The organism is Streptomyces sp. NPDC051018 (assembly GCF_044456085.1).
In the GTDB taxonomy this organism is placed as follows: Bacteria; Actinomycetota; Actinomycetes; order Streptomycetales; family Streptomycetaceae; genus Streptomyces.
Genome location: NZ_JBITFN010000017.1, coordinates 151,516 through 175,077 on the forward strand (window position 1 = coordinate 151,516; position 23,562 = coordinate 175,077).

Consider the following 23,562-nt stretch of genomic DNA (forward strand, 5'->3'; position numbering starts at 1 on the left):
CTGGTCCATGCACGGGGCCCGGGTGTGAGCCACGGCACCGGGCCCCTTTCCGTTAGCCGCGGTTAACCTGCCTCCATGACGACTGTGAAACTCGAGGTCTCCGAAGGCGTCGGCACCATCCGACTGGACCGCCCGCCGATGAACGCGCTGGACATCGCCATCCAGGACCGGCTGCGTGAGCTGGCCGACGAGGCGAGCCGCCGCGACGACGTCCGGGCGGTGATTCTGTACGGCGGTGAGAAGGTGTTCGCGGCGGGTGCGGACATCAAGGAGATGCAGGTCATGGACCATGCCGCCATGGTGGTACGGGCCCGTGCGCTCCAGGACTCGTTCACCGCGGTGGCCCGTATCCCCAAGCCCGTCGTCGCGGCCGTGACGGGCTACGCCCTCGGCGGCGGCTGTGAGCTGGCGCTCTGCGCCGACTTCCGTATCGCGGGCGACAACGCCAAGCTCGGTCAGCCGGAGATCCTGCTGGGTGTGATCCCGGGTGCGGGCGGCACCCAGCGCCTCGCTCGGCTGGTCGGCCCGGCCAAGGCCAAGGACCTCATCTTCACGGGCCGTCAGGTCAGGGCGGACGAGGCGCTCGCGATCGGACTGGTGGACCGGGTCGTCCCCGCCGCCGAGGTCTACGAGCAGGCCCATGCCTGGGCCGCGAAGCTCGCCCAGGGGCCCGCGCTCGCGCTGCGCGCCGCGAAGGAGGCCGTCGACGCCGGTCTGGAGACCGACATCGACACGGGCCTCGCGATCGAACGGAGCCTGTTCGCCGGTCTGTTCGCCACGGAGGACCGGGAGCGCGGGATGCGGAGCTTCGTGGAGGAGGGCCCGGGCAAGGCGAAGTTCGTCTGAGGTTTCCCGGGACGCCCGGTGGCCGTCCTGAGGTTTCCCGGGGACCTGAGGCGGTGTCTCCGTCAGAAGGCCCTGGTGTTACGGGAGTTGAAGCCCGCTGGTCCTTGTTCGGGGCGGAGTCCCTGGATCCCGGAGGCCGGATTCCCGGGCCCGGGCCCGGGTGGCCTTCCCGGGCCCCGGGAAGGGTTTCCGGGACCCGGGCTCCGACGGTTCCGGACGCTGTGCGATCCTTGGCCGAGCCTTAAGGGAGCATTAAGGAATCCGGGGTATTTCCGGGCCGGAGTACTCCTATTGACAGGGTGTCAGTGCAGCTCGGAGTGGGCAGGAGTGCTCGTATGGGGCCGCTGTCATATGCCAACGCCGGCGCCTGGAACGAGCAGTTCCAGGAGCCTTATTCCGCTGGAACGGCCACGGAATCCACGGCCACCGGCCATGATGGGGGCATGGCGGGCCTCGAAGGTGTGGATCAACCGCGGGAGCGCGGCAGCGCTGTCGATACGCGGTGGGTGACGGCCATCGAGGATGAACAGGCCCTTAAGTCGCTGGAGTTGTTCGGCAATCCCACCGAGGAAGAGGTCCGTCTCCCTTCCCGCCCCGAGTCCGCGGCCACCGCCCGCCGGCTGACGCACTCGGTCGTGGTACGCCAGTGGGCGCTGTCCGCGCAGATCGCCGAGAACGCGGTCCTGCTCGTCTCCGAACTGGTGGGGAACGCGGTCCGGCACACCGGCGCCCGGGTCTTCGGCCTGCGGATGACCCGCCGCCCCGGCTGGATCCGGGTGGAGGTCCGGGACCCCTCGCGCGGACTGCCCTGTCTGCTGCCGGTCCAGCCGATGGACATCAGCGGGCGCGGGCTCTTCCTCGTCGACAAGCTCTCCGACCGGTGGGGCGTGGATCTGCTCCCGCGCGGGAAGACCACCTGGTTCGAGATGCGGGTACCCCAGCGCCACTCGGCCTCCCCGCCCGGCTGACGCAATCCCGGCACCGCCCGGCATCGCAGGCGTCCCGGTAGCCCCGCCGGCCGTCCTGGTACCACCCCCGGCCGTCCTGGTACCACCCCCGGCTGTCCCGGTACCGCCCCCGGCTGCCGGAGGTCCGGCACGGCCCCCGGGCCCACGCCCCGGAGCCCGGCACTGCCCGGCATCGCACGCCCCACCTCCTGACCGGCCGGTCGGCCCCGTCGCGGCGGCCGCCGGTCCGCCCGGAAGAACGTGTTCACCGGTACGCGCCCGCGTATGCACAGAAGCCCCCGTATCGGCCGGGTGCGGCGCGTCGCGGGGGCTTCTGTGGAGCGCCGTGGAATGGGGGGTGTTTCCACGGCCGCTGTTGACGACCGAGCCCGGGTCGGAGGCGGTCGTGCTCCCGACTATGACAGACCGGCCCGCCGCACCCAAATCGCTGACTCGGGCTTAGCTCGCAAACAAGGGCAAATTGAACCTCAATCACAGGCAGGGAGGGCGGGCGACCTGGCAAATGTCGGCCCGTGTCCGCCAGTGGCGAACATTTCGGTGACCCGTCTGGCCGTGTGCATGCCGAGCGGTCCCCGCGACCCCGCAAAACTACCTGAATTGGGGCAATCGTTACTTTTATCTAATTTCGTGTCTACTGTCCTCTCCCGTGACCCCGATCGACCGCCGCCGTGCGCTGCGCGCCGGAGCAGGGGTCGCCGTCGCGGCCGCTCTCGCCACGAGCTGCGCCGACGACGGCGGCCCCGCCCCGGCCGCGCCCGCGGCACCCGCCGCCTTATCCCCGACGCCGTCACCTGGCCGTGCCCGTGACACCCGTACCACCACGGCGGCGCCCGCGGCCCGCCGTTACCCCGGGCAGCCCGCGCAGATCACCCACGGCCCCCGTGACGGCGACCGGGTGGCCCTCACCTTCCACGGTGCCGGTGACCCCGCCACCGCGAACGCGGTGCTGGCCGAGGCCGAGCGCGCGGGCGCCCGGGTCACCGTGCTCGCCGTCGGCGACTGGCTGGACGAGCACCCCGGCCTCGCCCGGCGGATCCTCGACGGCGGCCACGACCTGGGCAACCACACCCGGCGCCACCTCACGATCAACGAGATGCCCGAGGCCGACGCGTACGCCGAGATCACCGGCTGCGCCGAGCGGCTGCGCAGACTCACCGGCTCCATCGGCACCTGGTTCCGTCCCTCCCGTACGCAGTACGCGACCCCCCTCGTCGTCCGGCTCGCCCGGCGCGCCGGATACCCGCACGTCCTCTCGTACGACCTGGACTCCCTCGACGCCACCTCGCCCGGCGCCACGGCCGTGACCCGTACGGTCGCCGGGCAGATCCAGCGCGGATCGGTGGTCAGCCTCCACTTCGGCTACGCGGACACGGTCGCCGCACTGCCACCCCTCCTCGACGACCTCCACCGGCGCGGACTGCGCGCGGTGACCACCACGGAGCTGCTGAGCTGATGCACCCGAGAACCCCCCTGAGACTGACCCGGTGGACCGGCGCTCTGTTCGCCGGGGCCCTGATCGCCGTGCTGGCCGGCTGCGGCAGCGGCGGCGACCGGAGCGTACGGGCCGACGGTACCGAGGCGGGCGAGGCGGGCGTCGCCGCGCCCAAGCGGTCGGAGGCCCCCGCCGGACTGCCCGGGATGCCCCCGGTCACCGACCCCAAGGACATCTACGCCGCCGACCGGCCGGGCCGGCTCTCGCCCGTGGTCAGGAAGTTCCCGTCGAAGGTGTACGTCCCCAACACCAACTCCAACACGGTCTCCGTCATCGACCCCGCCACCTACAAGATCGTCGAGACGATCCCCGTCGGCATCCAGCCCCAGCACGTCGTCCCCTCCTGGGACCTCAAGACGCTCTGGGTCAACAACAACCGGGGCCACACGCTCACCCCGATCAACCCCGCGACCGGAAAGGCGGGCAAGGCGGTCGAGGTCCACGACCCGTACAACCTCTACTTCACGCCCAACGGCAAGTACGCCGTCGTCATGGCCTCCATGGACCGCGAACTGGTCTTCCGCGACCCGCACACCATGGACCGGAAGAAGACGGTTCCGGTCAGCTGCTTCGGCGTCAATCACGCGGACTTCTCCGCCGACGGCCGGTACTTCGTCGTCTCCTGCGAGTTCTCCGGGGAGCTGCTGAAGGTCGACACCGAGAAGATGAAGGTCGTCGGCCAGCAGAAGCTGCCGTTCGAGGGCGCGATGCCACAGGACGTGAAGATCTCCCCGGACGGCAAGACGTTCTACATCGCGGACATGATGGCGCACGGCATGTGGGTGCTGGACGGCGAGAAGTTCACCACGCCCACCCTGCTGCCCACCGGCAAGGGCTGCCATGGCCTCTACATCAGCCGTGACTCCAAGGAGATGTACATCCCCAACCGGGGTGAGGGATCCATCTCCATCTTCGACTTCACCAAGAACAGGCTGACGAAGAAGTGGTGGCTGCCCGACGGCGGCAGCCCCGACATGGGCGGGGTCTCGGCGGACGGCAAGGTGCTGTGGCTGTCGGGGCGTTACGACTCCGAGGTGTACGCGATCGACACGAAGACCGGCAAGCAGCTGGCCCGGATCCCCGTGGGGAGCGGTCCCCACGGGCTCGCCGTCTATCCGCAGCCGGGCCGCTACTCGCTCGGCCACACGGGTGTCTTCCGCTGACGGCTCGCGTCGCCCGGCCGTACGACCGCCCCGGGACGGGTACGGCCCGGACGCGCGCCGGGCCCTACGCTCCGGAGCCCCGTCACCCCATCGCACAACCCGCCCACCCACGGGTGAGGTTGCCCGGCCCGGTGCCGCACGGCCGACAGGGTGATCATCATGATGACCACCCGACCGCGGCGCCTGGCCGCCGTACTCGCCCTGACCCTGTCCGCCGCGCTGGCCCCCGCCGCCACCTCGGCGGCCACCGGACCCGCCGCCACCGGACCCGCAGAGTGGTCCGTACCGCGGCCGGCCGCCGCGACCGGGGCGAGCGCCGTCAAGGCCGCCCCCGCCAACTCCTGCCCCGCGGTCGCCGACCGTCTGTACGCCGCCGCCGACCACCGCGCCGACATCGAACGCATCACCCCCGACCCCGTCTGGCGCACCACCTGCGGCCAGCTCTACCGCTCGGACGGCCGTGGCCCCGAGATCGTTTTTGAAGAGGGCTTCCACCCCAAGGCCCCGCTCGACGGCCAGTACGACATCGAGAAGTACGTCCTCGTCAACCAGCCCTCCCCGTATGTCTCGACGACGTACGACCACGACCTCTACAAGTCCTGGAAGAGCGGCTGGAACTACTACATCGACGCCCCCGGCGGAGTCGACGTCAACAAGACCATCGGCGATACGCACAAGTACGCCGACCAGGTCGAGGTGGCCTTCCCCGGCGGTATCGCCCGTGAGTTCATCGTCGGGGTCTGCCCGGTCGACAAGGCCAGGAAGACCGAGATCATGAACGAGTGCCGGGACAACCCGCACTATGTGCCGTGGCGGAGCACCTACCCGGTCACCGCCGCCACCCTGGCCCGGACCTCCCCGACAGGCCCGGCCCCGGCGTCCGACTCGGCCACGGCCCCGGGCACCCCGGTCCCGGCCGCCCGAATCCCCGCTGCCATCCCCGCTACGAGGAGCTCCAGGTAGCCGACAGCAGGGCCTCCGACCCCACCGGCCGGAACCCCGCCCGCTGGAACGCCCGCACGCTGCGGGCGTTCCCCGGCGCCGCCTGCGCCCACACCGCCGTGTCCGGCACCAGCCGCCGGGCCGCCCGCGCCAGCGCCACCCCGAGCCCGCGGCCCCGGGCGTCCTCGTCCACCTCGACCGCGCACTCCCAGCGCCCCGCGAGGCCCCGCCCGAGGACCAGCACCCCGCCGTCGGCCGCCCACACCCGTACGCCGTCGCGGTACGCCAGCGCGCGTGCCACCCTCGTGTGCCCGGGGTCCGCGATCTCCCGCAGCTCCACCTCCGGCGGGCCGGGCAGCGCCCGCGCCACCGTCATCAGGTCGATCGTGCCCATCACGCGCCCGGTGCGTGCCAGCAGCTCCGCCAGGAACACCGGGTTCATCGCCGCGGCCAGCGGATCGGACGGAGCCGCCGCCAGCCGCTCCCGTATCCACGCGGGATCCTCGTCCGTGAAGACCACCGAGTGGGCGGTGAAGGCGAGCACACCCGCGTCGCGCGCGTCCGGCTGCCCGATCACGGTCGTGGTCCCGTCCGGCGCGGGGAACTCCCCGCGCTCCGCCGCCTTGAGGATCCGCCCCAGCTCATCGCACATACGGCCATCGTGCCCTGCCCACCCTGGAACCGGCGGGGCGGGTTCTGCGGTTAATCTGACCTTCGTCACATGACGTACCAAGGAGGGGCGAGAGCAGTGGTGGACAAGGAAGAGGCCCGCAGGGCGTTCGACCGGTACGACCTCAACGGCGACGGTCTGATCACGGCGGCGGAGTACAAGAGCGTGATGGCGCAGCTGGGCGACTTCAACGTCACCGAGCCGGTCGCCGAAGCGGTCATCAAGACGAAGGACGCCAACGGGGACGGCGTGCTCAGCTTCGAGGAGTTCTGGAACTCCCTCAACAAGAGCTGACGGAACCACCCGGGCGGGTGCCGAAACCTCCGTCGGCGAGAGCCGGCGGCTCGGCGCGGTCCGGCTCGGCGTGGGTCGTCCTCGCTGCCGTCGCCGGCGCCGCCGCGGTTCTCCGGCGGCCTCCGCGGGGCTGTGACCCTCCGGACCGAGGCCCGTCCACGCGGCCGTTCCGCCGGTGAGGGGCGGCGTCAGCACGGTGACGGGTGCCGGACCGATGGGGCCGTACGTGTGATGCCGACCCTGCCGCCGCACCCGGTTGCCGGCCCGGCGCCGCCGGTACGCCCGGTCCCGTGGACAAGGAGGGCTCGCGATGCTCTCCGTACCGCTGTGGGCGGTCGCCTCCGTGGCGGCCGCCCGCTCGCGTACCGGCACGGAGAACCGTCTCTTCCGGCGGGGGAAGGCGGGTGAACATCCCGTCCCCGAGGTGGAGTTGGGGAAAGCGCTCTCCGGGGGATGATGTGCGCGGCCGGCCCGTCACCACGGGGCCGGCCTGTCTCGCACGCCGAACGGAAGGACCCCCCACCGTGCAGATAAGACGTCTCGCTCCCGTACTCGCGGTGAGCATGATGGCAACGACGGCTCCGGCCCTCGCCTCGGCCCCGGCGACCGCCTCACCCGCCCGGTCCGCGGTCCCCACGGCCGCGTACGCGGCGCAGAAGGTCAGCTGGAGCGCGTGCCGCCCCGACCTCCCGCCCTCACTGGAATGCGCCTCGGTGAAGGTGCCGCTGGACTACCGGCGTCCGCACGGCGCACAGGTCGACATCGCGATATCCCGGATCGCGGCGAGCGACCCCGCCAAGCGGCGGGGCGTGCTGCTGATCAACCCCGGCGGCCCCGGTTCCTGGGGCCTGGACATGCCCGCGTATCTCCACGACGCGTTTCCCGCCTCCGTACGGGAGCGGTACGACCTCATCGGGTTCGACCCGAGGGGCGTCGGCAGCAGCACGCCGATCACCTGCGGACTGACCCCTGAGGAACTGGACGGGGAACGTCCCTACAAGCCGGAGACCTTCGCCCGCCATGTGGCGCTGACCCGGGGCATCGCGGACAAGTGCCACGACAAGTACGGCGAGGACACCCTCAGGCAGTTCACCACCCGGAACACCGCCAGGGACATGGACGTGATCCGGGCCGCGCTCGGAGAGCGGAAGATCAGCTTCCTGGGGTACTCGTACGGCACCTATCTCGGAGCGGTCTATGCGCAGCTGTTCCCCCGGCGCGTAGACCGGTTCGTCCTCGACAGCGCGACCGATCCCGCCGGCGCGTGGCACAAGAGCTTCAAGTCCTGGGCACCCGGGGCGGAGCGGGCGTTCACGCGGTGGACCGAGTGGACCGCCGCGCGTTCGGACGCGTACGGCCTCGGCGACACCCCGGCCGAGGTCTCCCGTACCTTCTGGGAACTCGTCGCCCGGGCCGACCGCGACCCCGTCCTCCTCGGCGGCACCCGCTACAGCGGCACCCGGCTCCGGGCCGCGCTGCGCACCACGTTCGTCACGGCGCGCCTCGGCGCCGAGTGGGTGGTGAACCTCAAGAAGGCCGCGGCCGGTGAGCCGACCCCTGATCTGCCGGCCCCCTACCCCTGGGACGACAACGCCACCTCCATGTTCTGGACCGTGGTCTGCGGCGACGCGCCCTGGCCGAAGGACCCGGAGAGCTACCGGCAGGAGGCGGTCACCGACGCCGTCCGCTATCCGCTGTACGGGGACTACGCCTCCAACATCGCGCCCTGCGCGTTCTGGGGGAGGACCGCGGAGCCCGCCACCGCGATCGACAACGACGTCCCGGCGCTGATCCTCCAGAACGAATGGGACCCGCAGACCCCGCTTCCGTACGCCTACGGGCTGAGGCGGGCGCTGGAAGGCTCCCGCATGGTGACGGTCGACGAGGGCGAGGGCCACGGCGTGTACGGGACGTTCGTCAGCGACTGCGCCGAGCGGGTCGCCAACACCTATCTGACGACCGGTCGCCTTCCGTCGAAGGACACCGCCTGCGAGGCGAACCCGCCCCAGCAGCACCGCAAGTCCACCAGGGTCCCGGTTCCGGTACGGGGCCCGCTGCCCCGCTGACCGCCTGCCTCTCCGACCGCTGCCCTGACGGCGGGCTCCCCGCACCCGTACGAACGCTCCCTGTCCGCCCCCTCCGGTGCGGGCAGGGGAGTTCGTCCGGCAGAGACGGAAGGGTGCGTACCTGTGCGGGGATCTCCGGGAGATGTGCACGGATGTCCATGGAGTCCGGTAGGTCTGTGCCCGCATCCTGATGCCCTGGCAATCCCCTTCGGTATCAGGAGGCGTCATGCTCGGACGTTCAGGGACACGAACCCGCCTCGCGGTCACCCTCGCCGCGACGGCCCTCGCCCTCGGCGTGGCCCAGGCCCCCGCGAGCGCGGGTGGGGCCGGAGCGCAATGGCTCATCGAAGGAACGAGCGCCAGCGGTTGCTCCGAAGGTTCGGGCGACTACACCTACCACCTCAACCCCGCGCCGAACCCCCACGGCACCTACCACGCCGGCTACAACCTGTATGCCCTGGACTCCTGCGGCACCGGCGGGGGAGTCGCGCACCTTCGCGTCAAGTACGAAGTGCGGGATTCCGGCGGCTGGAGGCAGGAGCCGTGGACGACGATCGCCTCCAGCGGCAGCACCGGCACGGGCCATGTCTCGGACTACCACCCCGCGGTGAGGAACATGAAGTTCGCGATCTGCGACTACACCTCAAGCTCGGGCAACCACAACTGCAACTACGTCCAGTGACGCACCCGCTTGCCCGGCACGCACCCGCCGGTCGCTGGAGGACCACTCCTCATCTGCCCGGAACACACCACGGCCCTGCCCCCCAGGGGCCCCGGGCCGCCGGACCTCAGGACCGCGGCCGCAGCCGCCGCCTGCGCGGCGTCGGCCGGGAAGCCGCATAGTGCCCCGCCCGGCGGTACGGGCGCAATAGCGCAGAGCATGGCCACTGCTCCCCCGCCGCCGACGAGCCTCGGTCGCCGACATCCTCCGCGCCCGTTGCACCGCACCGCCGGCTCCTCGCCGATGTCCTGGCCATCGGCCACACCCCTGCCCGCCCCCGGTGATCACCGGCGGCTACGCCGTCCGGGCCCGCGGGCTCGGGCCTCGGCGGTCGGTGGTCAGAGCGGCCAGATCTGGATGAGCCACTGTTCGGTGCCGCGGAAGAACATCTCCCCCGCGGTGTGCCGCTCCTGGGCCGCCGCGCGGTGTCGGCTGGCGGCGCGCAGCCGGTAGGTGCCGGGGCCTCCGAGGTCCAGGACCTCGCAGACCGGGCGGCCGTCGCGCTCGACGAGCTGGATCTCTCCGTGGGCACCGAGCTGGAACCGGACGGTGTCGAGAGTGTCCCACTCACCTTCGGGCACGGGCGGTTCGGCGCTCCACTGCTGAAGGCGCACGGAGGGGTGGTGGTCGGTCGTCGCGCTCTGGAAGACGGCCCCGCCGGGCCCGGCGAGGACGGTCCAGCGTGCGCGCGGGCTCGCCGCCAGGGCGGCCGACTGAGGGTCGGCGCCGTCTTCGAGGCCGCTCAGACAGAAGGTGAAGTAGGCGATTCTCGGCTCGGCGCCGTCCTCGTCGAGCAGCCGGGCCGTCATCGGATCCCCTCCCCCTTTCCGGTCCCGCTTCCGGTCCCCCGTCCTGGTGCCGGTTGCGCATCCGGACACAGACCGCGTCGCGGCCGAGGGTACGGCCCCGGGACCATCCCCGGCTGCGCGGGGAGTTCCTCTCTCACCGCCCGGCCGGCGGCGGTCCACAGGGCGCCGGAGCCCCCGACGCGGGCTCCGGAGGCCCCGTGAGACACCGCCGGGAGCGTCAGTCGCCGCGCGCCGCCACCCGCTCCGGGTCCGGGGGCGCGGACCGGGCCTCCTTCTCGCCGTGGTCCACGGTCGAAACGCCGCGCAGCATCAGGGCGGCCAGCGCCGCCGTGGCGAGCAGGACGGCCGCGGTGAGGCCCGCCGCGGTGGTGAGGCCGCTGGTGAAGGCGGAGCGGGCCGCGTCGACGAGGGCCGCCGCGGCCGGCTCCGGGAGGTCCTCCGCGGCACTGACGGCACCGCCGATCGTGTGATGGGCTTCGCTCAGCGTGGCGTCGTCCACATCCGCGGGCGCGCTGTCGGTGAGTCGCCGCCGGTATACGGCGAGGCCGAGGCTGCCGAGCAGCGCCATGCCCAGGGAGAGCCCCAGTTCCGCGCCGCTCTCGGAGACGGCCGACGCCGCGCCGGCCCGCTCGGACGGGGCGGAGCCGACGATGAGGTCGGTGGTCAGGGCGAGGATCGGGGTGATGCCGGCATACAGCAGGGTGAAGCCGCCGATCGCCCAGGCCAGGCCGTCCCGTGGCCCCGCCGGCACGATCAGCGCGGCGCCGAGCGCGGCCAGGGTCAGGCAGGCGCCGACCACGGCGGCCGGCCGGACCCGGGTGACCACGCGCGGGGCCAGCAGCGTGCCGCCGATCCCGATGCCGACGGCGGGCAGTGTCCACAGACCGGCCCGGAGGGGCGAGAGGCCGTGGACGGACTGGAGGTACTGCATCAGCAGGAGTTGGGTGCCAGCGAGGCCGCAGACCGCGAGCATCTGGGTGCTCAGCGCGGCGCTGAACGCCGGGACGCGGAAGAGACCGAGGTCGATCAGCGGTTCGTCCAGACGGTGCTGCCGCCGTACGAAGGCCGTGCCCACGGCCAGGCCGACGAGGGCGAAGCCGAGCGGCGCCGGACCCGCGCCCGACTCGGCGAACCGCTTGACCGCGTAGACCAGGGAGAGCAGTGCCACCAGCGACAGTGCGGCGCTGACGTAGTCGAAACGGCCGGTCTGCCGGGTCTCGCGGTGCTCCGGCAACAGCAGGGGACCGGTGATCAGGAGCAGCAGCATCACGGGGACGGCGATGAGGAAGACCGAGCCCCACCAGAAGAACTCCAGCAGTGCCCCGCCGACCAGGGGGCCGACGGCCTCACCGGTGATGAAGGTGGCCATCCAGACGGCGATGGCGACGGCACGCTGGGCGGGGACCGCGAACATGGTGGAGATGAGGGCCAGAGTGGAGGGCATCAGCGTCGCTCCGGCGACCCCCAGCAACGCCCGGGCCAGGATGAGCATGTCGGCGTTCGGCGCGTACGCCGCGACCACCGAGGCGGCGGCGAAGGCGGTGGCTCCGATCAGCAGCAGCCGACGGCGTCCGACGCGGTCGCCGAGGGTGCCCATGGAGATCAGGAAGCCCGCGATCAGAAAGCCGTAGATGTCCAGGATCCACAGCAGTTGGCCGCCGGTGGGGGAGAGGTCCCGGCTGATGGTGGGTGTGGCGAGGTGCAGGACGGTCATGTCCATCGCCAGCACCGAGGTGGGCAGGGCCAGTACGGCCAGTCCCCACCACTCCCGCCTTCCGGCGCGCGGCGGCGCGCTCTCGCTGGTCAATGGTGTGCCTCCCCTTGCCCGCGTGTTGCGTCACCACCACCACTGAGCAGTGACTTGTCCGCACGAACGGTAAACTCTGACATCAATGTCAAGGTCAAGGCGTGGGACGACCGCTGGGGGCACAGTGCGTATCGGGGAACTCTCCCGCCGTACGGGCGTGAGCGAACGACTGCTGCGCTACTACGAACAGCAAGGTCTGCTGCATCCGGAGCGGCGGTCCAGCGGATACCGCGACTTCGGGGAGGGCGACGTGGACCTGGTGCGGCGCATCCGCACACTGCTGTCGGCCGGGCTGCCCACCGCACTGATCGCCGAGGTGCTGCCGTGTATGCGGGACGACGGCGAGAAGCTCGTCCCGACGTGCGCGGAGATGATGGTCGACCTCAACGACGCGCGGGAGCGGCTGACCGGCGCGATTGAGGAGCTGACCGCGTCGCGTGCCGTACTGGACGAGGTGATCGCCGCCGCGCCGCCTCTCACCGGGTCCGTCTGAGCGCACCGGGCCATCGTGTACGACCACCGGCCCGGCGGGTGGATCCGCCGTGCGGGCGAGGAAGGCCCTGACAGCGCCGGAAGATGAAAAAGCGCTGGTCAGGGCCTATACCGTCAGCACTCGATGATGTTCACCGCGAGCCCGCCCCGCGCCGTCTCCTTGTACTTCACCTTCACGGCGTCAGCCGAGTTGATCATGCTGTTGACCTGCAACTTCAGGGTAGAAGTGATGCCCCATCCGGCCGCCAGGGACTTCTCAGGGACTTTGTGCTGATCACCGGCGAGCCAGGAGTCCATGGCCGCGAGACCGCGCCGCCCCGCGCCGGGCATGAAGTGAGCGTAGTGGTCGCCGCTTCTTCTGCCATCGGTCCTCTATGTAACCGGCCATGCGCTTGGTGCTCCCCTTTTGGTGCTGTGATTCCTTCCGAGTGGGTGTTCAGAACGCTGGCTGGAGCCCGTCCTTATCCCGCATCCGGAGGTCTCTTTGAAGAATTTTTCGAGGGGGAGTTCCGCTATGCGGCCCTGCGCGTGCGGGCCTGAGGCTTTTGGTGAAGCGGGTCAAGAGAGGGGTTCGACCGTGAATCGCACAGCTCTTGGGCTCGCACCCACTCGTCGAGCGCCGTGATCCGGTACATGACGCGACGGCCCATGCGGAAGCTCGGCGGTCCCTGACGCCGGTGACGCCAGACATAAAGGGTGTTCGGGGAGAGTCCCAGATATGAGGCTGCCTGCGGCAGGCTCAAGAAGGCCGTTTCGTTCGGTGAGATTGCCTGAGGCATGACTGCGTTCCTGTCGTCCGTCCTTGAGGTGACAGGAGAATGGTCCGGAGAAAGAGAGGCTTGGATGGGCCGGGCCGCCAGTGATAGATGGGCGCGGCAGACTCCTCGATGATCCCTGCTTCTACTCGACGCCGGGTCCGATCAGCCGCAGAAGCTGCGAAGGGTCGGTGAGGTCGGAGATGACATGGTCCGCGCCCGCGTCGGCCAGATCGGCTGCCGAGGTGGTCCCGGATGCGACACCGATCACCCGCGCCCCTCCTTCGCGTCCTGTGCGGACGTCCTCCAGCGAGTCCCCGACGATGACGGTGTTGCTCCGGTCGAAGAAGTGCTTGTACGCGGCCCCGGCTCGCCCCTGAGCAACGCCCACCAGGGCCGGACGATGAGGATCGTCGGACGCGTACCCCCCGACCGCCGGATCGACAAGGCCGATCAGATCGAATGTCGAGAGTTTGATTTCCGCGCTGGCCCGAAGATTTCCGGTGACGACGGACGGCAGAAGACGGGGAGACTTCCGCACGGCGGTGAGCGACTCGGCCGCACCGGGGAGCAGTAGCCCCTCTGTCAGCATTTTTCCTCGATGCCGCTCCAACTCTCCGGGCATGAGACCGATGATCCGCCGGGCGAACGCGTCCACCTGCTCACCGGGGACACCGTTCACGGTGAGGAGTTCCTTCACCGCGACCGGCATGGTGACACCCGTCCCTTTCGCCGGAAGCCGCTCCGGAGGGCGTCCGACGACCTCCTCGAAGACGGTTCGGTACACCAGCCGATCGATATCGCCGACGTAGACAAGGGTCCGGTCGATGTCCCACAGGACAAGAATCATGCCGCCGCACGCCCTTACATGACGGATTCGCCGCGTTCCAGGAGTTCGCGTGCCGCCGGGGTGTCCTCGAATCGCCGGACCTCCGCCAGCATGGAGTGGAGGTGATCGTCCAAGCGGGCGGAGTGGACGCCGTCCACCAGGCTGAGGACGTCCCCGGCAATGCCCCATCCGACGTCGGGGTTCTTCGTCTTCATATGAGCGGTAGCCGCTCGGGAGAGGAACTGGGCGGTCGTACGGATCTCCTCCTGGCTCAGCTCATCCCGGGCGGCGTCGAAGGACTCCGCCGCTTCGCCTGGCCTGCCGAGGTCGAGAAGGCAACTCGCCGTCTGACCGAGGATCTCGCCCGGCTTGATCCAGTACAGCCAGTCCGGATCGTCCTCACCACGGCCTTGTGCGCACAGCACCCTGGCCTCCTCCAGGGCCGCGCGGGCTGCCGACTCCTCGCGCAGCCGTGCGTGACCCCGGGCCTGCCGGGTCAGAAGCATCGCCTGCAAGGCGGGGGCATCGCGGTCGCTGATACCCAGCCTCGCGGTTCTGGCAGCGGTGACCGCGGCCCGTGGATCTCCGACGGAGTACCCGTGAATGGCCAGGAAGGAAAGGGCCGCCGCGGTGAGGCGGGAGTCCCCAGAGGCATGGGCCGCTCGCAGCGCGGCGAGGAACAGTCTCTGCGCCTTCGTGTGGTTGCCACCGTCGAACATGTACCAGCCGGCCTGCGCTGCCGCGTCCGCGGTTGCCGCCGCCAGCCGACGACCCCGGGCCTCGTCGTACGAACCGTGCTTCAGCAGCCTGACGAGGATCTTCAGATGCCCCATCGACGTCGCCGCCAGACTGCCGCTGCCGCTGCTGGCGTCCATGTGCCGGAGTGCGTCGGTCGTCGCCTCCAGAGAAGCGATCAGCGGGATGGTGACTCCGGTGCCGTTCGAAGTCATCGAGGCCATGGCCTCGGGGGCCGCGATGGTGGATTGCAGCACGTACTGCGTCAGGCCGGCCCCGCTCAGCGCCAGCACCCCACGGCGTTTCATGACACCTCCGACAGCGAACTCAAGTGAGGTCACCATACGGTCCGCATTCCACGGCAGAGCGGGGTCGAGAGGCCCGCTCGACGCCGCCCGACCCGGTTCACCGAACGGGGTCAGCAGCAGGGGACGAAGGTCCGCGGGAAGCCCGAGGCCGTTGAGGAAGTCGATGATGGCCTCGCCACCACCCAGATGCTTCCGGCCGCGCTCCAGGTCCGAGATGAACGACTGGGTGAGGCCCGTCAGAGAGCGGACGGCCATCTGGGAGAGACCGGACCGCCGACGCAGCAGCCGCAGTAACTCGCCGAAATCCCAAGCGGACAGTGCTCTGCGGACCTGTTCGTCACGCCATGCCCGGTCCGGGACCCGTGCGATGTCGCCACCCCGGGAACAGGGGGCGCACAGAGGGTCGGGGTTGTACTGGCTCAGCCCGTGACCGCACTTGTCGCACACGCGAAACGACGACTTCATGAGCTGCCCCTGCCTCACTGCCTCACCCCAACCGTCCGTCGGCACCAGGCTAGGCACAGATGGATATCGCCGTAGCGATATCGCTTCGGCGGTCCCCTTGGACCCGCGCGACCTCAAGACTCCTCCCACGGCTCACCGCACACGCCGTCCGGAAGCACCGCGATTCCGAGTCCGAGGGAGGGGACAGTGACCACAGGTACGGCTCAACGCTCTAAACACGTTGCCCTGTTGACCGACGAACAGGCGTCACCGGCGTCCGTCCTCACGGAGCCCACCGCGTTGGTGTGCTCACTCGGACGAGGAGTGAGGTGCTGGAACCTCCGGAACCCGAAAGCGCAGGGCTTCGCGGTCGACTTCGACCGGACCACGGCCCCAGGCCGCCCCCTCACCGATGAGGACAGATCCCGGCCCGGAGAGGTCCGGCGAATCGAACGAGCCCATCTGCGGCTCTGGGGAGCCGACAACCTCGTCGCAACTGCCGACCTTCTGATCACCGAACTGGTGACCAACGCGTTCGAGTATGGACGTGGCCAGGTCGAGGTGCGCCTGTGGTGCACGGCCAGCCGCTTCTGGCTCAGAGTCGGCAGTGGCTCGCGGATCGAGATCGGCGAAGGCGGGCTCGAAGCGCCGGACGAAGATCTCGCCCAGACCGGTAGGGGGCTGCTTCTGGTTGACGCGTTCGCCGATTTCTGGGGACTGTCGGACGACCGCACCTCGGTGTGGTGCTCCCTCCGGACTCCTGAAGGCGAAAGCCCCGGGGAGGCGGTGCCCGCTGATTGACTCCGTTATCGGGCCAATCTCGCCGCAGCGGGTTTCGGACATCCTGCCGTCTCGCCCCCGTGACGGCAGCGTCTCCGGGGCAGCGCGGCACTGAACTCGTCGCGTCTGGGGCGGGGCCGGCTGCCGTCTGCTGCGGCGATGAGTGCTCGTCGGACCCATAGGAGACTGCGCGACCTGACGCAGTGCATTCCGGCCAGCCCCTGTCGTTTGCCGGGGCAGGCCGATGGCCGCCGATAGCGTCCCGGCGTGGTGGCACCGACGGCGCCCCGCCGGCCGGTTCTTCCCACCCTGAACACGTACGAACGAAGGACACCCTCATGACCCACACGACAGTCGACTCCGACGAGGCCGCACGGTTGCGCAACCAGGTCGTGGACCAATTGGTCGCCGACGGCGCGATCGCCTCCCAGGAGGTCGAGGCCGTGATGCGGAAGGTCCCACGGCACGCCTTCGTCCCCGAGGCAACCCTGGAGAAGGCGTACGCCCCGTACGCGGCCGTCATCACCAAGACGGACGAACACGGCGTCCAGCTCAGCTCGGTCTCCGCGCCGCAAATCCAGGCGATGATGCTGGAGCAGGCACAGGTACGCCCGGGAATGAGGGTGCTGGAGATCGGGTCGGGTGGTCTGAACGCGGCCTACCTCGCCGAACTGGTCGGAGTAGCCGGTGACGTGGTCACCGTGGACATCGATTCCACAGTGACGGACCGGGCCCGCCGACTGCTGGACGAGTACGGCTACGACCGGGTCCAGGTGGTCTGCGTCGACGCGGCGGAACCCCTGGACGACCTCGGCACGTTCGATCTCGTCATGGTGACCGCCGGCGCCTGGGACATCCCGCCCGCGTGGACCGAGCGGCTCGCCCCGGGCGGACGCCTGGTCGTACCGCTGCGGATGCGCGGGCTGACCCGGTCCGTGGCCTTTGTCCTTATCGGCGACCACCTGGAGAGCGAATCCGCGTTCGTCTGCGGTTTCGTCCCCATGCAGGGTTCGTCCGGGCACCAGGAGGAGCTGCTGCTCGTCGCCGGGACCCCGGCGATCGGGCTGCGGTTCGACGACGGACTGCCCGCCGATCCGAGCCTGCTCGACAACGCCGTCACCACCCCGCGGGTGGAGCTGTGGACCGGAGTCGACGTCGGCCGCGGCGAACTCGTGGACACGCTCCAGATGCACCTGGCGATCACACTGCCCGGCTTCTGTGTCATGACGGTCGACCCCGACCTGGACACCGGGATCGTCGCCCCCTCGAACAAGTCCTTCTCCCTTGCCGCCGTGGACGGCGCCGACTTCGCCTATCTCATCGTCCGCCCGACCGAGGACGACAAGGGCGTCGAGTACGGCGTCCATGCGCTCGGCCCGACGGCCTCCGGCTTCGCCAAGATCGTCGCGGACCACATCCGTGACTGGGCCCGCGACCGGCGCGGTGGCCCCAACCCGGTCATCCGGGTCCATCCGGCCGGCACCCCTGACGAGCAGATCCCGGCCGACCGGGTGATCGACAAGGTGCACAGCCGGATCTCCCTCGCCTGGCCCCCGGCTCAGCCGCCGGAGATCAGGTTGTCCCGCATCACTTCAGAAGAGAGGAAGGGCACGGCATGACGAACGCCATCCTGGCTCAGACCGAACCGTCTATGGCCTTCGACGAGGACGACTTCGCCCCGCTCGATGTACGGGTCGTCATCGCGGAACACCCGTACGGCAAGCTCATGTGCTCCACCGGTGACGGCTGCGGACCGACCTGTCAGGGCGGGGCCTCGGCCTGCAACTCGTTCGTGGAGGACTCGGCCTGACCCGGCACCTCCGGTGGACCGGGCCGCCTTCGGCCCGGTCCACCGGACCGTTCCCCGCTCACGCGCCGCCCGAAGGGATTCCCTTTCATGACCGCCACGACCGGGGCCGGCCACCGGTGGCAGGGCGTGGCCCTGCTCCGCGCCACCACGAGCACGGGCACCGCCGAATTGCCCCGCACGCTGGACCTGGACAACACCGTGCTCCTCCGGGGCTGGCTCGCCCGGACCTGGCAGCGCGATGACGTACAGGAGGCGCTTCGGTTCACCGCGCCAGTGCTGTGCGAGACCATTGAGGCCGTGGTCGAGGGACGGCAGACTCAGCCCCGGAAGATTCGTCGGGCCGTGCTCTCGGTCGCTTCCTACCTCTTGCGCTGGCAGCACCGCCCGACACCTCTGGGCCTCTTCGCCGGTACGGCCCCGCTCCTCGTCGGGCCGGACCCTTCGGTGAGCTGGGGTACGAAGCCGAAGGCAACGGTCCGAGCCGACGCCGACTGGCTCACCGAGATCATTCAGCGCCTCCAGGCAAGCCCCGGGCTCCGCGACCGGCTGCCCGTGATGGCCAATGCCCCGGTCCGGATACGTGATGACCGGCTCGTCGCACCCGGCTCGCCCGCCGACGCCCGTGCGCCGCATCTGGCGCCGGAAGAGATAGCCGTATGGAACACGCGCTCGCTCGCGGCTGCGATGGAGGCGGCCCGGCATCCCATCCGGTACCGGGATCTAGGTGACCGCCTTCGCACCCGGTTCCCACGGGCCGTCGCCGGGCAGATCGACACCCTGCTCCAGGAACTCGTCTCGCACCACCTCCTCATCACGAGCTTGTGGGCACCCATGACCACCGTCGACGCCTTCGATCACCTCTGCGCCGAGCTGAGGAAGGCCGACGCCGAGACCGTGGACGAGGTCCGGGAAACGGTGCGGGAGCTGTACTCCATTCACTCGGAGCTGTCCGGGACGCGGTCCGACCGTACGACCCTCGACACCACGATCGCGCGGATGCAGACGGTCTCCTCAGTCACCCGGACTCCGGTTCTCGTCGACACGGCCCTCGACTGCGAGGTCACGATCCCTCAGCCGGTGGTGGACGAAGCCCAGCGCGCCGTTGCGGCGCTCTACCGGACCACCCCGCAGCCGTACGGCTACCAGCACTGGCGCGACTACCACCACGAGTTCCTCGCCGAGTACGGCACCGGAACGCTCGTCCCCGTCCTGGACCTTGTGTCGGACACGGGCCTCGGCCTTCCCGCCGGCTACACCGGATCAGTCCGCGAGCGGGCACCAAAGCAACTGACAGACCGGGACGGAATCCTTCTCCGCATGGTCCAGGAAACCGTCATGGCAGGCCGGGACGAACTGGTCCTCACCGATGCCGTGACGGAGACTCTGGCCAAGGCCGCGGGCACCGACGGCCGGACGCTCGTCCCTCGCGTGGAAGTCGCCTTCGAAATCCACTCCGCCTCCACTGCGGCACTCGCCCGGGGTGACTTCCAGCTTCTGGTCACCGGTGTACCGAGACCAGGCAGCAGCATGGCCGGCCGCTTCGCTCACCTGCTCCCCACAGAGCATCGGGACGCGCTGGCCGCCACGTACACGGACAGCACCGGCGCGGTCGCCGCGCAGCTCAGCTTCGCTCCCCGCCGACGGCGCAACGAGAACGTCGCCCGTGTTCCGCACCTGCTCTCCCATGTCATCCCGCTCGCCGAGCACCGCGAGTCGGACGACGGCTCCATACCCCTCACTGATCTCGCCGTCACCGCGGATGACCGCAGCTTCCACCTCGTCCAGATCTCCACCTGCAGGCCGATCACCGTCCGGGTCCCGCACGCCCTCGAAGCCGCAGTCCAGACCCCGCCGCTGGCCCGGTTCCTCGCCGAGATCGCCACGGCCCGGCACGCCGTCTACAAGCCGTTCGACTATGGTGCCGCCGCCCGCCTGCCGTATCTGCCCCGGGTGCGCTACCGCCGTACCGTCCTCACTCCGGCCCGCTGGCTGCTCGCCGCCCAGGACCTCCCGGGCCAGACAGCCACTACGAAGGAATGGGACCACGCCTTCGATGCTTGGAGGGAGCGGCTCCGTGTCCCAGAGCACGTCACCATGACCGAACACGACCAGCGCCTCCCCTTGGACCTGACCCACAGCGTCCACCGCCACATCCTCCGCACCCACCTCGACGGAGCCGGCCGCCTGGTCCTGCGCGAATCACCCGGCACCGACGCCTATGGCTGGATCGGCCGTGCCCACGAGGTCTGGCTACCGCTCCACATCGTCCCTGCGGAAGACGAGAGCGAGCGCCCCACACGGACCTCGACCGTCCTGGTCGCCAAGGGAGAAGCCCACTTACCGGGTGCCGGTACCGTCCTGCGCGCCCGAATTCACGGTCACCCCCGGCGCTACGACGAAATCCTCGTCCGGCACCTGCCCCGCCTCCTCGGCTGCTTTGGCTACACCCCGCCGATGTGGTGGTTCATCCGCCGCTCCGAGGCCGCGCCGCACCTGGACCTCGTCCTCCACATCGAACCCGGCACGTACGGGACGGTGGCCGAACACGTCCATGAGTGGGCCCGCTCCCTTCACGACAAGGCGCTGGTCTCCAACCTCACCCTGACCGACTTCCGCCCACACCCGGGCGAGTACGGCCACGGACCGGCACTGGATGCCGCCCACAGGCTCTTCGTCGCCGACTCGGCGACCGTCCTCGCCCAGATCCGTCTCACCGACCAGAATCCCGACCTCTCACCCCAGGCCCTGGCAGCGGCCGGCATCCTCGACCTCGTACAGAACCTCGCGGCCACCCCTGAACAGGGGGAGGAGTGGTTGATCGAGCACACACCCCAGGGAAGCGGGCGACTGGACCGCAGCCTGCGCGAACAGACGCTCAGCCTCTCCACTCCGGGATATCGGGCGGCGCTCAGCGCTCTTCCCGGCGGCACCGAGGCCGCCGACGCATGGACCACTCGTGCCACCGCCGTCCGCGCCTACCGGCGAGCCCTGATCGACCAGCGTGAGCCTCTGACCACCGCCCGCTCGCTGATCCATCAGCACCACGCTCGCGCCCTCGGCCCGGACACCACCACCGAAGCCACCACATCGCGACTTGCCCGGACCGCTGCGCTGCACCACCGATACCGGAGGCAAACGCGATGACGGCCCTCGCCGCCGAAGTCCTCCTACAGCTCACCGACCGCTTGACCGACCCTGTTCCGCCGCCCGCGGACGAACCCTGGCGAGCCCAGTCCCTTGCCGAAGGATCAGCGGGAATCGCCCTGCTCCACATCGAACGCGCCCGCCTCGGCCTGACACCTTGGAAACACGCTCACCACTGGATCACCGAAGCGCTGGCCGGAGAGGTCAGCGCCGCCGATACCACCGGACTCTTCCTCGGGGCGCCGGCCGTCGCCTTCCTCCTCAGCACAACGCCCCCGCCCGTCGAGCACCTCTACGCCGACGCACGGGCCACCCTGCACCGGCACATCACGGAGCTCGCCCACCGCCGGACCGATACCGCGCTCGAACGAATCCACCACGGAGAACCGCCTTCGTTCGCCGAGTACGACGTCTTCTACGGACTCACCGGAGTCGGCGCCTACCTCCTCCGCACCGACCCCGGAGGTACGGTTCTGGAGCGAGTTCTCGGCTACCTGGTCGCTCTGACCCGCCCGCTCGGCGAAGACCACCGAGGCGTCCCCGGATGGTGGGTCGACCACGGCCCGAACCGTGAGCACTCCGCCGACTTCCCTGGCGGCCATGGCAACCTCGGCGTCGCCCACGGCATCACCGGCCCCCTGCTCCTCCTCGCCCAGGCCCTCCGCAGGGGCATCGCCGTCTCCGGCCAGTCCGCAGCCATCCGTACGATCTGCGACCACCTCGACACCTGGCGACAGCAGAGCGAAACCGGCCCCTGGTGGCCGGAGCACCTCACCCGCCACGACCTCGCCACCGGCCGTCCCCACCAGCCGGGACCCGCCCGCCCGAGCTGGTGCTACGGCACCACCGGCATCGCCCGCGCTGGCCAGCTCGCAGGCATCGCTTTGAACGACGAGAAACTTCAGGCCGTCCATGAAGACGCTCTCCACCAGGCGCTCACCGACCCCATCCAGCTCGCGAGCATCACGGACAACGGTCTCTGCCACGGATGGGCCGGCATCTACCAAACGGCCGTCCGGGCCGCCCACAACGCGCACGACCCCCGTCTCCGCGCTCTGCCCGCTCACCTCGGCACCGCATTCCGGGATCGAGCTCCTGCGGGAGACCGGAACCCAGGCTTTCTGAACGGTGACGCGGGTACGGCGCTCGCCCTGACCACCCTTACCGCGCAGCAGACCCCGACCTCGAGATGGGACGCATGTCTTCTGATCGATTGACCCGGACCGATCCGTCCCAGGCCACGGAAGCCGTCCTCGACGTACTTGCCGGAACTCCCGTCTCCGAGGCCGCCCGCAAGGCAGATATGGACCCGGCCGACCTCACCGACGCCGTCGAGCTGTTCCGTTGTGCGGGGACCGAGGCCCTCCAGAGCAGTTCGGCCGACTCCGAGTGGTGGCAGGTGAACCTCCACTTCGCCAATTGGAGGATGGCCGAGTTCTCCTTCCTGGCCGCGATCATGCCCCTCCTGCGTACCGCCGAGGCCGCAGGTGACATCGACGGCTGGTGGTACACGCGCAAGCACCCCTGCTGGCGCCTCCGCATCCGGCTCACCTCCACGGACTCGGCGGCAAGGACCACACTGGCCGCCGGCTTCGACCGGCTCACCGCCCCGGGCGGGAGTTTCCTCAAACGGTGGTGGACCGGCATCTACGAACCGGAGACCACGGCCTTCGGTGGCCCGGCCGGCATGACGGCCGCGCACCGACTGTTCGTCGCGGACAGCCGGGAGATCCCCCGCATCGACGACCGCCACGACATCCCCCTCGGCCGCCGCGAACTGTCCGTCCTCCTCTGCACCCTGATGATGCGCGCCGCTGGCCTGGAATGGTACGAACAGGCCGACGTCTGGCACCGCGTCATCACCGACGAGCACCGCATCCCGGTCAACCCCATTCCCCCTGAGAAGCTCGAAGCCATCACCGAGGACATCGGAACCCTCCTCCGAGCCGACCACGACAGCCTGCTGTGCCCCGGCGGGTCACTCGAACCCATCAAGGAATGGGTTGCCGCCTTTGGGGAGACCGGCCGATCGCTCGCCGAAGCCGTCCGACTCGGCACCCTCGACCGGGGGCTGCGCCGGATCCTCAGCCTTCATGTGATCTTCCACTGGAACCGGATGGGGCTGACCATGCACTCCCAGGGCGTCCTGGCGCTGACCGCCCGCACCGCCATCCTGGGCCCTTCACAGGATTCATCCCGGCCGCCGAAGACCTCTTCCGGAGAGTGAGGGTGTCAGGCCGTGAGCCCTCACGGAGCAATCAGTGATCCCTCCGTGAATCACAAAATCGCAGGTCAAGCAGCGTTCAGTGAGCCCTCACGGAGTACTCACTGAGGGCTCCGTGAGTACTCCGTGAGGGCTCATGGTCCGGATCTAGGACCTAGGATCCTGGATCTAGTGCCGTATCAGGCAATGTTTGCCTCGTGACGGCCCGCCGCGTGGGTGGTTCCCTGCGTGGCGGGCCGAGGCCAGAATGATCACGTGGCTGA

22 protein-coding genes and 1 pseudogene are annotated in these 23,562 nt (G+C 70.0%); 16 read left to right on the forward strand and 7 right to left on the reverse strand.

What is annotated here, in order from left to right; genetic code table 11:
* Positions 1-75 precede the first annotated feature (75 nt).
* The 5 genes and pseudogenes from ACIBCM_RS26470 to ACIBCM_RS26490 all read left to right on the forward strand — a co-directional run.
* Positions 76-846, forward strand: coding sequence for an enoyl-CoA hydratase/isomerase family protein (locus ACIBCM_RS26470; RefSeq protein ID WP_399247332.1), 771 nt, complete (start codon positions 76-78; stop codon positions 844-846).
* A 443-nt stretch (positions 847-1,289) separates the two neighbouring features.
* Positions 1,290-1,814 carry an ATP-binding protein gene (locus ACIBCM_RS26475; protein ID WP_399247334.1) on the forward strand — a complete coding sequence of 175 codons (525 nt, stop codon included), beginning with the start codon at positions 1,290-1,292 and terminating at the stop codon, positions 1,812-1,814.
* 646 nt (positions 1,815-2,460) lie between these two features.
* On the forward strand, positions 2,461-3,267 hold the full coding sequence (locus ACIBCM_RS26480; protein WP_399247336.1) for a polysaccharide deacetylase family protein: 807 nt from the start codon (positions 2,461-2,463) through the stop codon (positions 3,265-3,267).
* On the forward strand, positions 3,267-4,469 hold the full coding sequence (locus ACIBCM_RS26485) for a YncE family protein (protein WP_399247338.1): 1,203 nt from the start codon (positions 3,267-3,269) through the stop codon (positions 4,467-4,469). The genes ACIBCM_RS26480 and ACIBCM_RS26485 overlap by 1 nt, the downstream gene beginning before the upstream one ends.
* Positions 4,470-4,628: 159 nt before the next feature.
* Positions 4,629-5,282 (forward strand): annotated as a pseudogene (locus tag ACIBCM_RS26490) (ADP-ribosyltransferase); the annotation flags it as partial.
* Between the two features lie 130 nt (positions 5,283-5,412).
* Here the strand turns inward: ACIBCM_RS26490 and ACIBCM_RS26495 are convergent.
* Positions 5,413-6,063 carry a GNAT family N-acetyltransferase gene (locus tag ACIBCM_RS26495; protein WP_399247340.1) on the reverse strand — a complete coding sequence of 217 codons (651 nt, stop codon included), beginning with the start codon at positions 6,061-6,063 and terminating at the stop codon, positions 5,413-5,415.
* Between the two features lie 96 nt (positions 6,064-6,159).
* Between ACIBCM_RS26495 and ACIBCM_RS26500 the strand changes: the two genes are divergently transcribed.
* The 4 genes from ACIBCM_RS26500 to ACIBCM_RS26515 all read left to right on the forward strand — a co-directional run bounded on the left by ACIBCM_RS26500 (position 6,160) and on the right by ACIBCM_RS26515 (position 9,123).
* Positions 6,160-6,375, forward strand: a complete 216-nt coding sequence (locus tag ACIBCM_RS26500; RefSeq protein ID WP_399247376.1) for an EF-hand domain-containing protein — start codon at positions 6,160-6,162, stop codon at positions 6,373-6,375.
* A gap of 310 nt (positions 6,376-6,685) precedes the next feature.
* Complete coding sequence (locus ACIBCM_RS26505) at positions 6,686-6,832, forward strand: hypothetical protein (RefSeq protein WP_399247342.1); 147 nt, start codon at positions 6,686-6,688, stop codon at positions 6,830-6,832.
* 67 nt (positions 6,833-6,899) lie between these two features.
* Entirely contained in the window at positions 6,900-8,441 is a 1,542-nt protein-coding gene (locus ACIBCM_RS26510; RefSeq protein WP_399247344.1) for an alpha/beta hydrolase, read from the forward strand.
* Positions 8,442-8,667: 226 nt separating this feature from the next.
* On the forward strand, positions 8,668-9,123 hold the full coding sequence (locus tag ACIBCM_RS26515) for a hypothetical protein (RefSeq protein WP_399247346.1): 456 nt from the start codon (positions 8,668-8,670) through the stop codon (positions 9,121-9,123).
* Positions 9,124-9,500: 377 nt separating this feature from the next.
* On the opposite strand, the gene ACIBCM_RS26520 is transcribed toward ACIBCM_RS26515, so the two are convergent.
* Together ACIBCM_RS26520 and ACIBCM_RS26525 are read right to left on the reverse strand one after the other, a co-directional pair.
* The gene (locus ACIBCM_RS26520; protein ID WP_399247348.1) at positions 9,501-9,971 is read right to left on the reverse strand and encodes a hypothetical protein; all 471 of its coding nucleotides are present in this window, start codon (positions 9,969-9,971) and stop codon (positions 9,501-9,503) included.
* A 217-nt stretch (positions 9,972-10,188) separates the two neighbouring features.
* Positions 10,189-11,691 (reverse strand): MFS transporter, encoded by a 1,503-nt coding sequence (locus tag ACIBCM_RS26525; protein ID WP_399247378.1) that lies wholly within the window; start codon positions 11,689-11,691, stop codon positions 10,189-10,191.
* 211 nt (positions 11,692-11,902) lie between these two features.
* Between ACIBCM_RS26525 and ACIBCM_RS26530 the strand changes: the two genes are divergently transcribed.
* Complete coding sequence (locus tag ACIBCM_RS26530) at positions 11,903-12,271, forward strand: MerR family transcriptional regulator (protein ID WP_399247350.1); 369 nt, start codon at positions 11,903-11,905, stop codon at positions 12,269-12,271.
* Positions 12,272-12,384: 113 nt separating this feature from the next.
* On the opposite strand, the gene ACIBCM_RS26535 is transcribed toward ACIBCM_RS26530, so the two are convergent.
* The 4 genes from ACIBCM_RS26535 to ACIBCM_RS26550 all read right to left on the reverse strand — a co-directional run bounded on the left by ACIBCM_RS26535 (position 12,385) and on the right by ACIBCM_RS26550 (position 15,362).
* Entirely contained in the window at positions 12,385-12,600 is a 216-nt protein-coding gene (locus tag ACIBCM_RS26535) for a hypothetical protein (protein ID WP_399247352.1), read from the reverse strand.
* Positions 12,601-12,782: 182 nt separating this feature from the next.
* Positions 12,783-13,049: a helix-turn-helix transcriptional regulator gene (locus tag ACIBCM_RS26540; protein WP_399247354.1), complete on the reverse strand. Its 267-nt coding sequence runs from the start codon at positions 13,047-13,049 to the stop codon at positions 12,783-12,785.
* A gap of 121 nt (positions 13,050-13,170) precedes the next feature.
* On the reverse strand, positions 13,171-13,875 hold the full coding sequence (locus ACIBCM_RS26545) for an HAD family hydrolase (RefSeq protein WP_399247356.1): 705 nt from the start codon (positions 13,873-13,875) through the stop codon (positions 13,171-13,173).
* A gap of 14 nt (positions 13,876-13,889) precedes the next feature.
* Complete coding sequence (locus ACIBCM_RS26550) at positions 13,890-15,362, reverse strand: helix-turn-helix domain-containing protein (protein WP_399247358.1); 1,473 nt, start codon at positions 15,360-15,362, stop codon at positions 13,890-13,892.
* Between the two features lie 228 nt (positions 15,363-15,590).
* On the opposite strand from ACIBCM_RS26550, the gene ACIBCM_RS26555 reads away from it, so the two are divergent.
* The 6 genes from ACIBCM_RS26555 (at position 15,591) to ACIBCM_RS26580 (ending at position 23,302) form a co-directional block, all read left to right on the forward strand.
* Positions 15,591-16,142 carry an ATP-binding protein gene (locus tag ACIBCM_RS26555; RefSeq protein WP_399247360.1) on the forward strand — a complete coding sequence of 184 codons (552 nt, stop codon included), beginning with the start codon at positions 15,591-15,593 and terminating at the stop codon, positions 16,140-16,142.
* Between the two features lie 317 nt (positions 16,143-16,459).
* Positions 16,460-17,740, forward strand: coding sequence for a methyltransferase, FxLD system (fxlM, locus tag ACIBCM_RS26560; protein WP_399247362.1), 1,281 nt, complete (start codon positions 16,460-16,462; stop codon positions 17,738-17,740).
* Positions 17,737-17,931 carry an FxLD family lanthipeptide gene (locus tag ACIBCM_RS26565; protein WP_099280197.1) on the forward strand — a complete coding sequence of 65 codons (195 nt, stop codon included), beginning with the start codon at positions 17,737-17,739 and terminating at the stop codon, positions 17,929-17,931. The genes fxlM and ACIBCM_RS26565 overlap by 4 nt, the downstream gene beginning before the upstream one ends.
* Before the next feature lie 87 nt (positions 17,932-18,018).
* Positions 18,019-21,075, forward strand: coding sequence for a lantibiotic dehydratase (locus ACIBCM_RS26570; protein ID WP_399247364.1), 3,057 nt, complete (start codon positions 18,019-18,021; stop codon positions 21,073-21,075).
* Positions 21,072-22,292, forward strand: coding sequence for a lanthionine synthetase C family protein (locus ACIBCM_RS26575; protein WP_399247366.1), 1,221 nt, complete (start codon positions 21,072-21,074; stop codon positions 22,290-22,292). The genes ACIBCM_RS26570 and ACIBCM_RS26575 overlap by 4 nt, the downstream gene beginning before the upstream one ends.
* The gene (locus tag ACIBCM_RS26580; protein ID WP_399247368.1) at positions 22,274-23,302 is read left to right on the forward strand and encodes a thiopeptide-type bacteriocin biosynthesis protein; all 1,029 of its coding nucleotides are present in this window, start codon (positions 22,274-22,276) and stop codon (positions 23,300-23,302) included. Before ACIBCM_RS26575 ends, ACIBCM_RS26580 begins: the two co-directional genes overlap by 19 nt.
* The last annotated feature ends 260 nt before the right edge of the window (positions 23,303-23,562 follow it).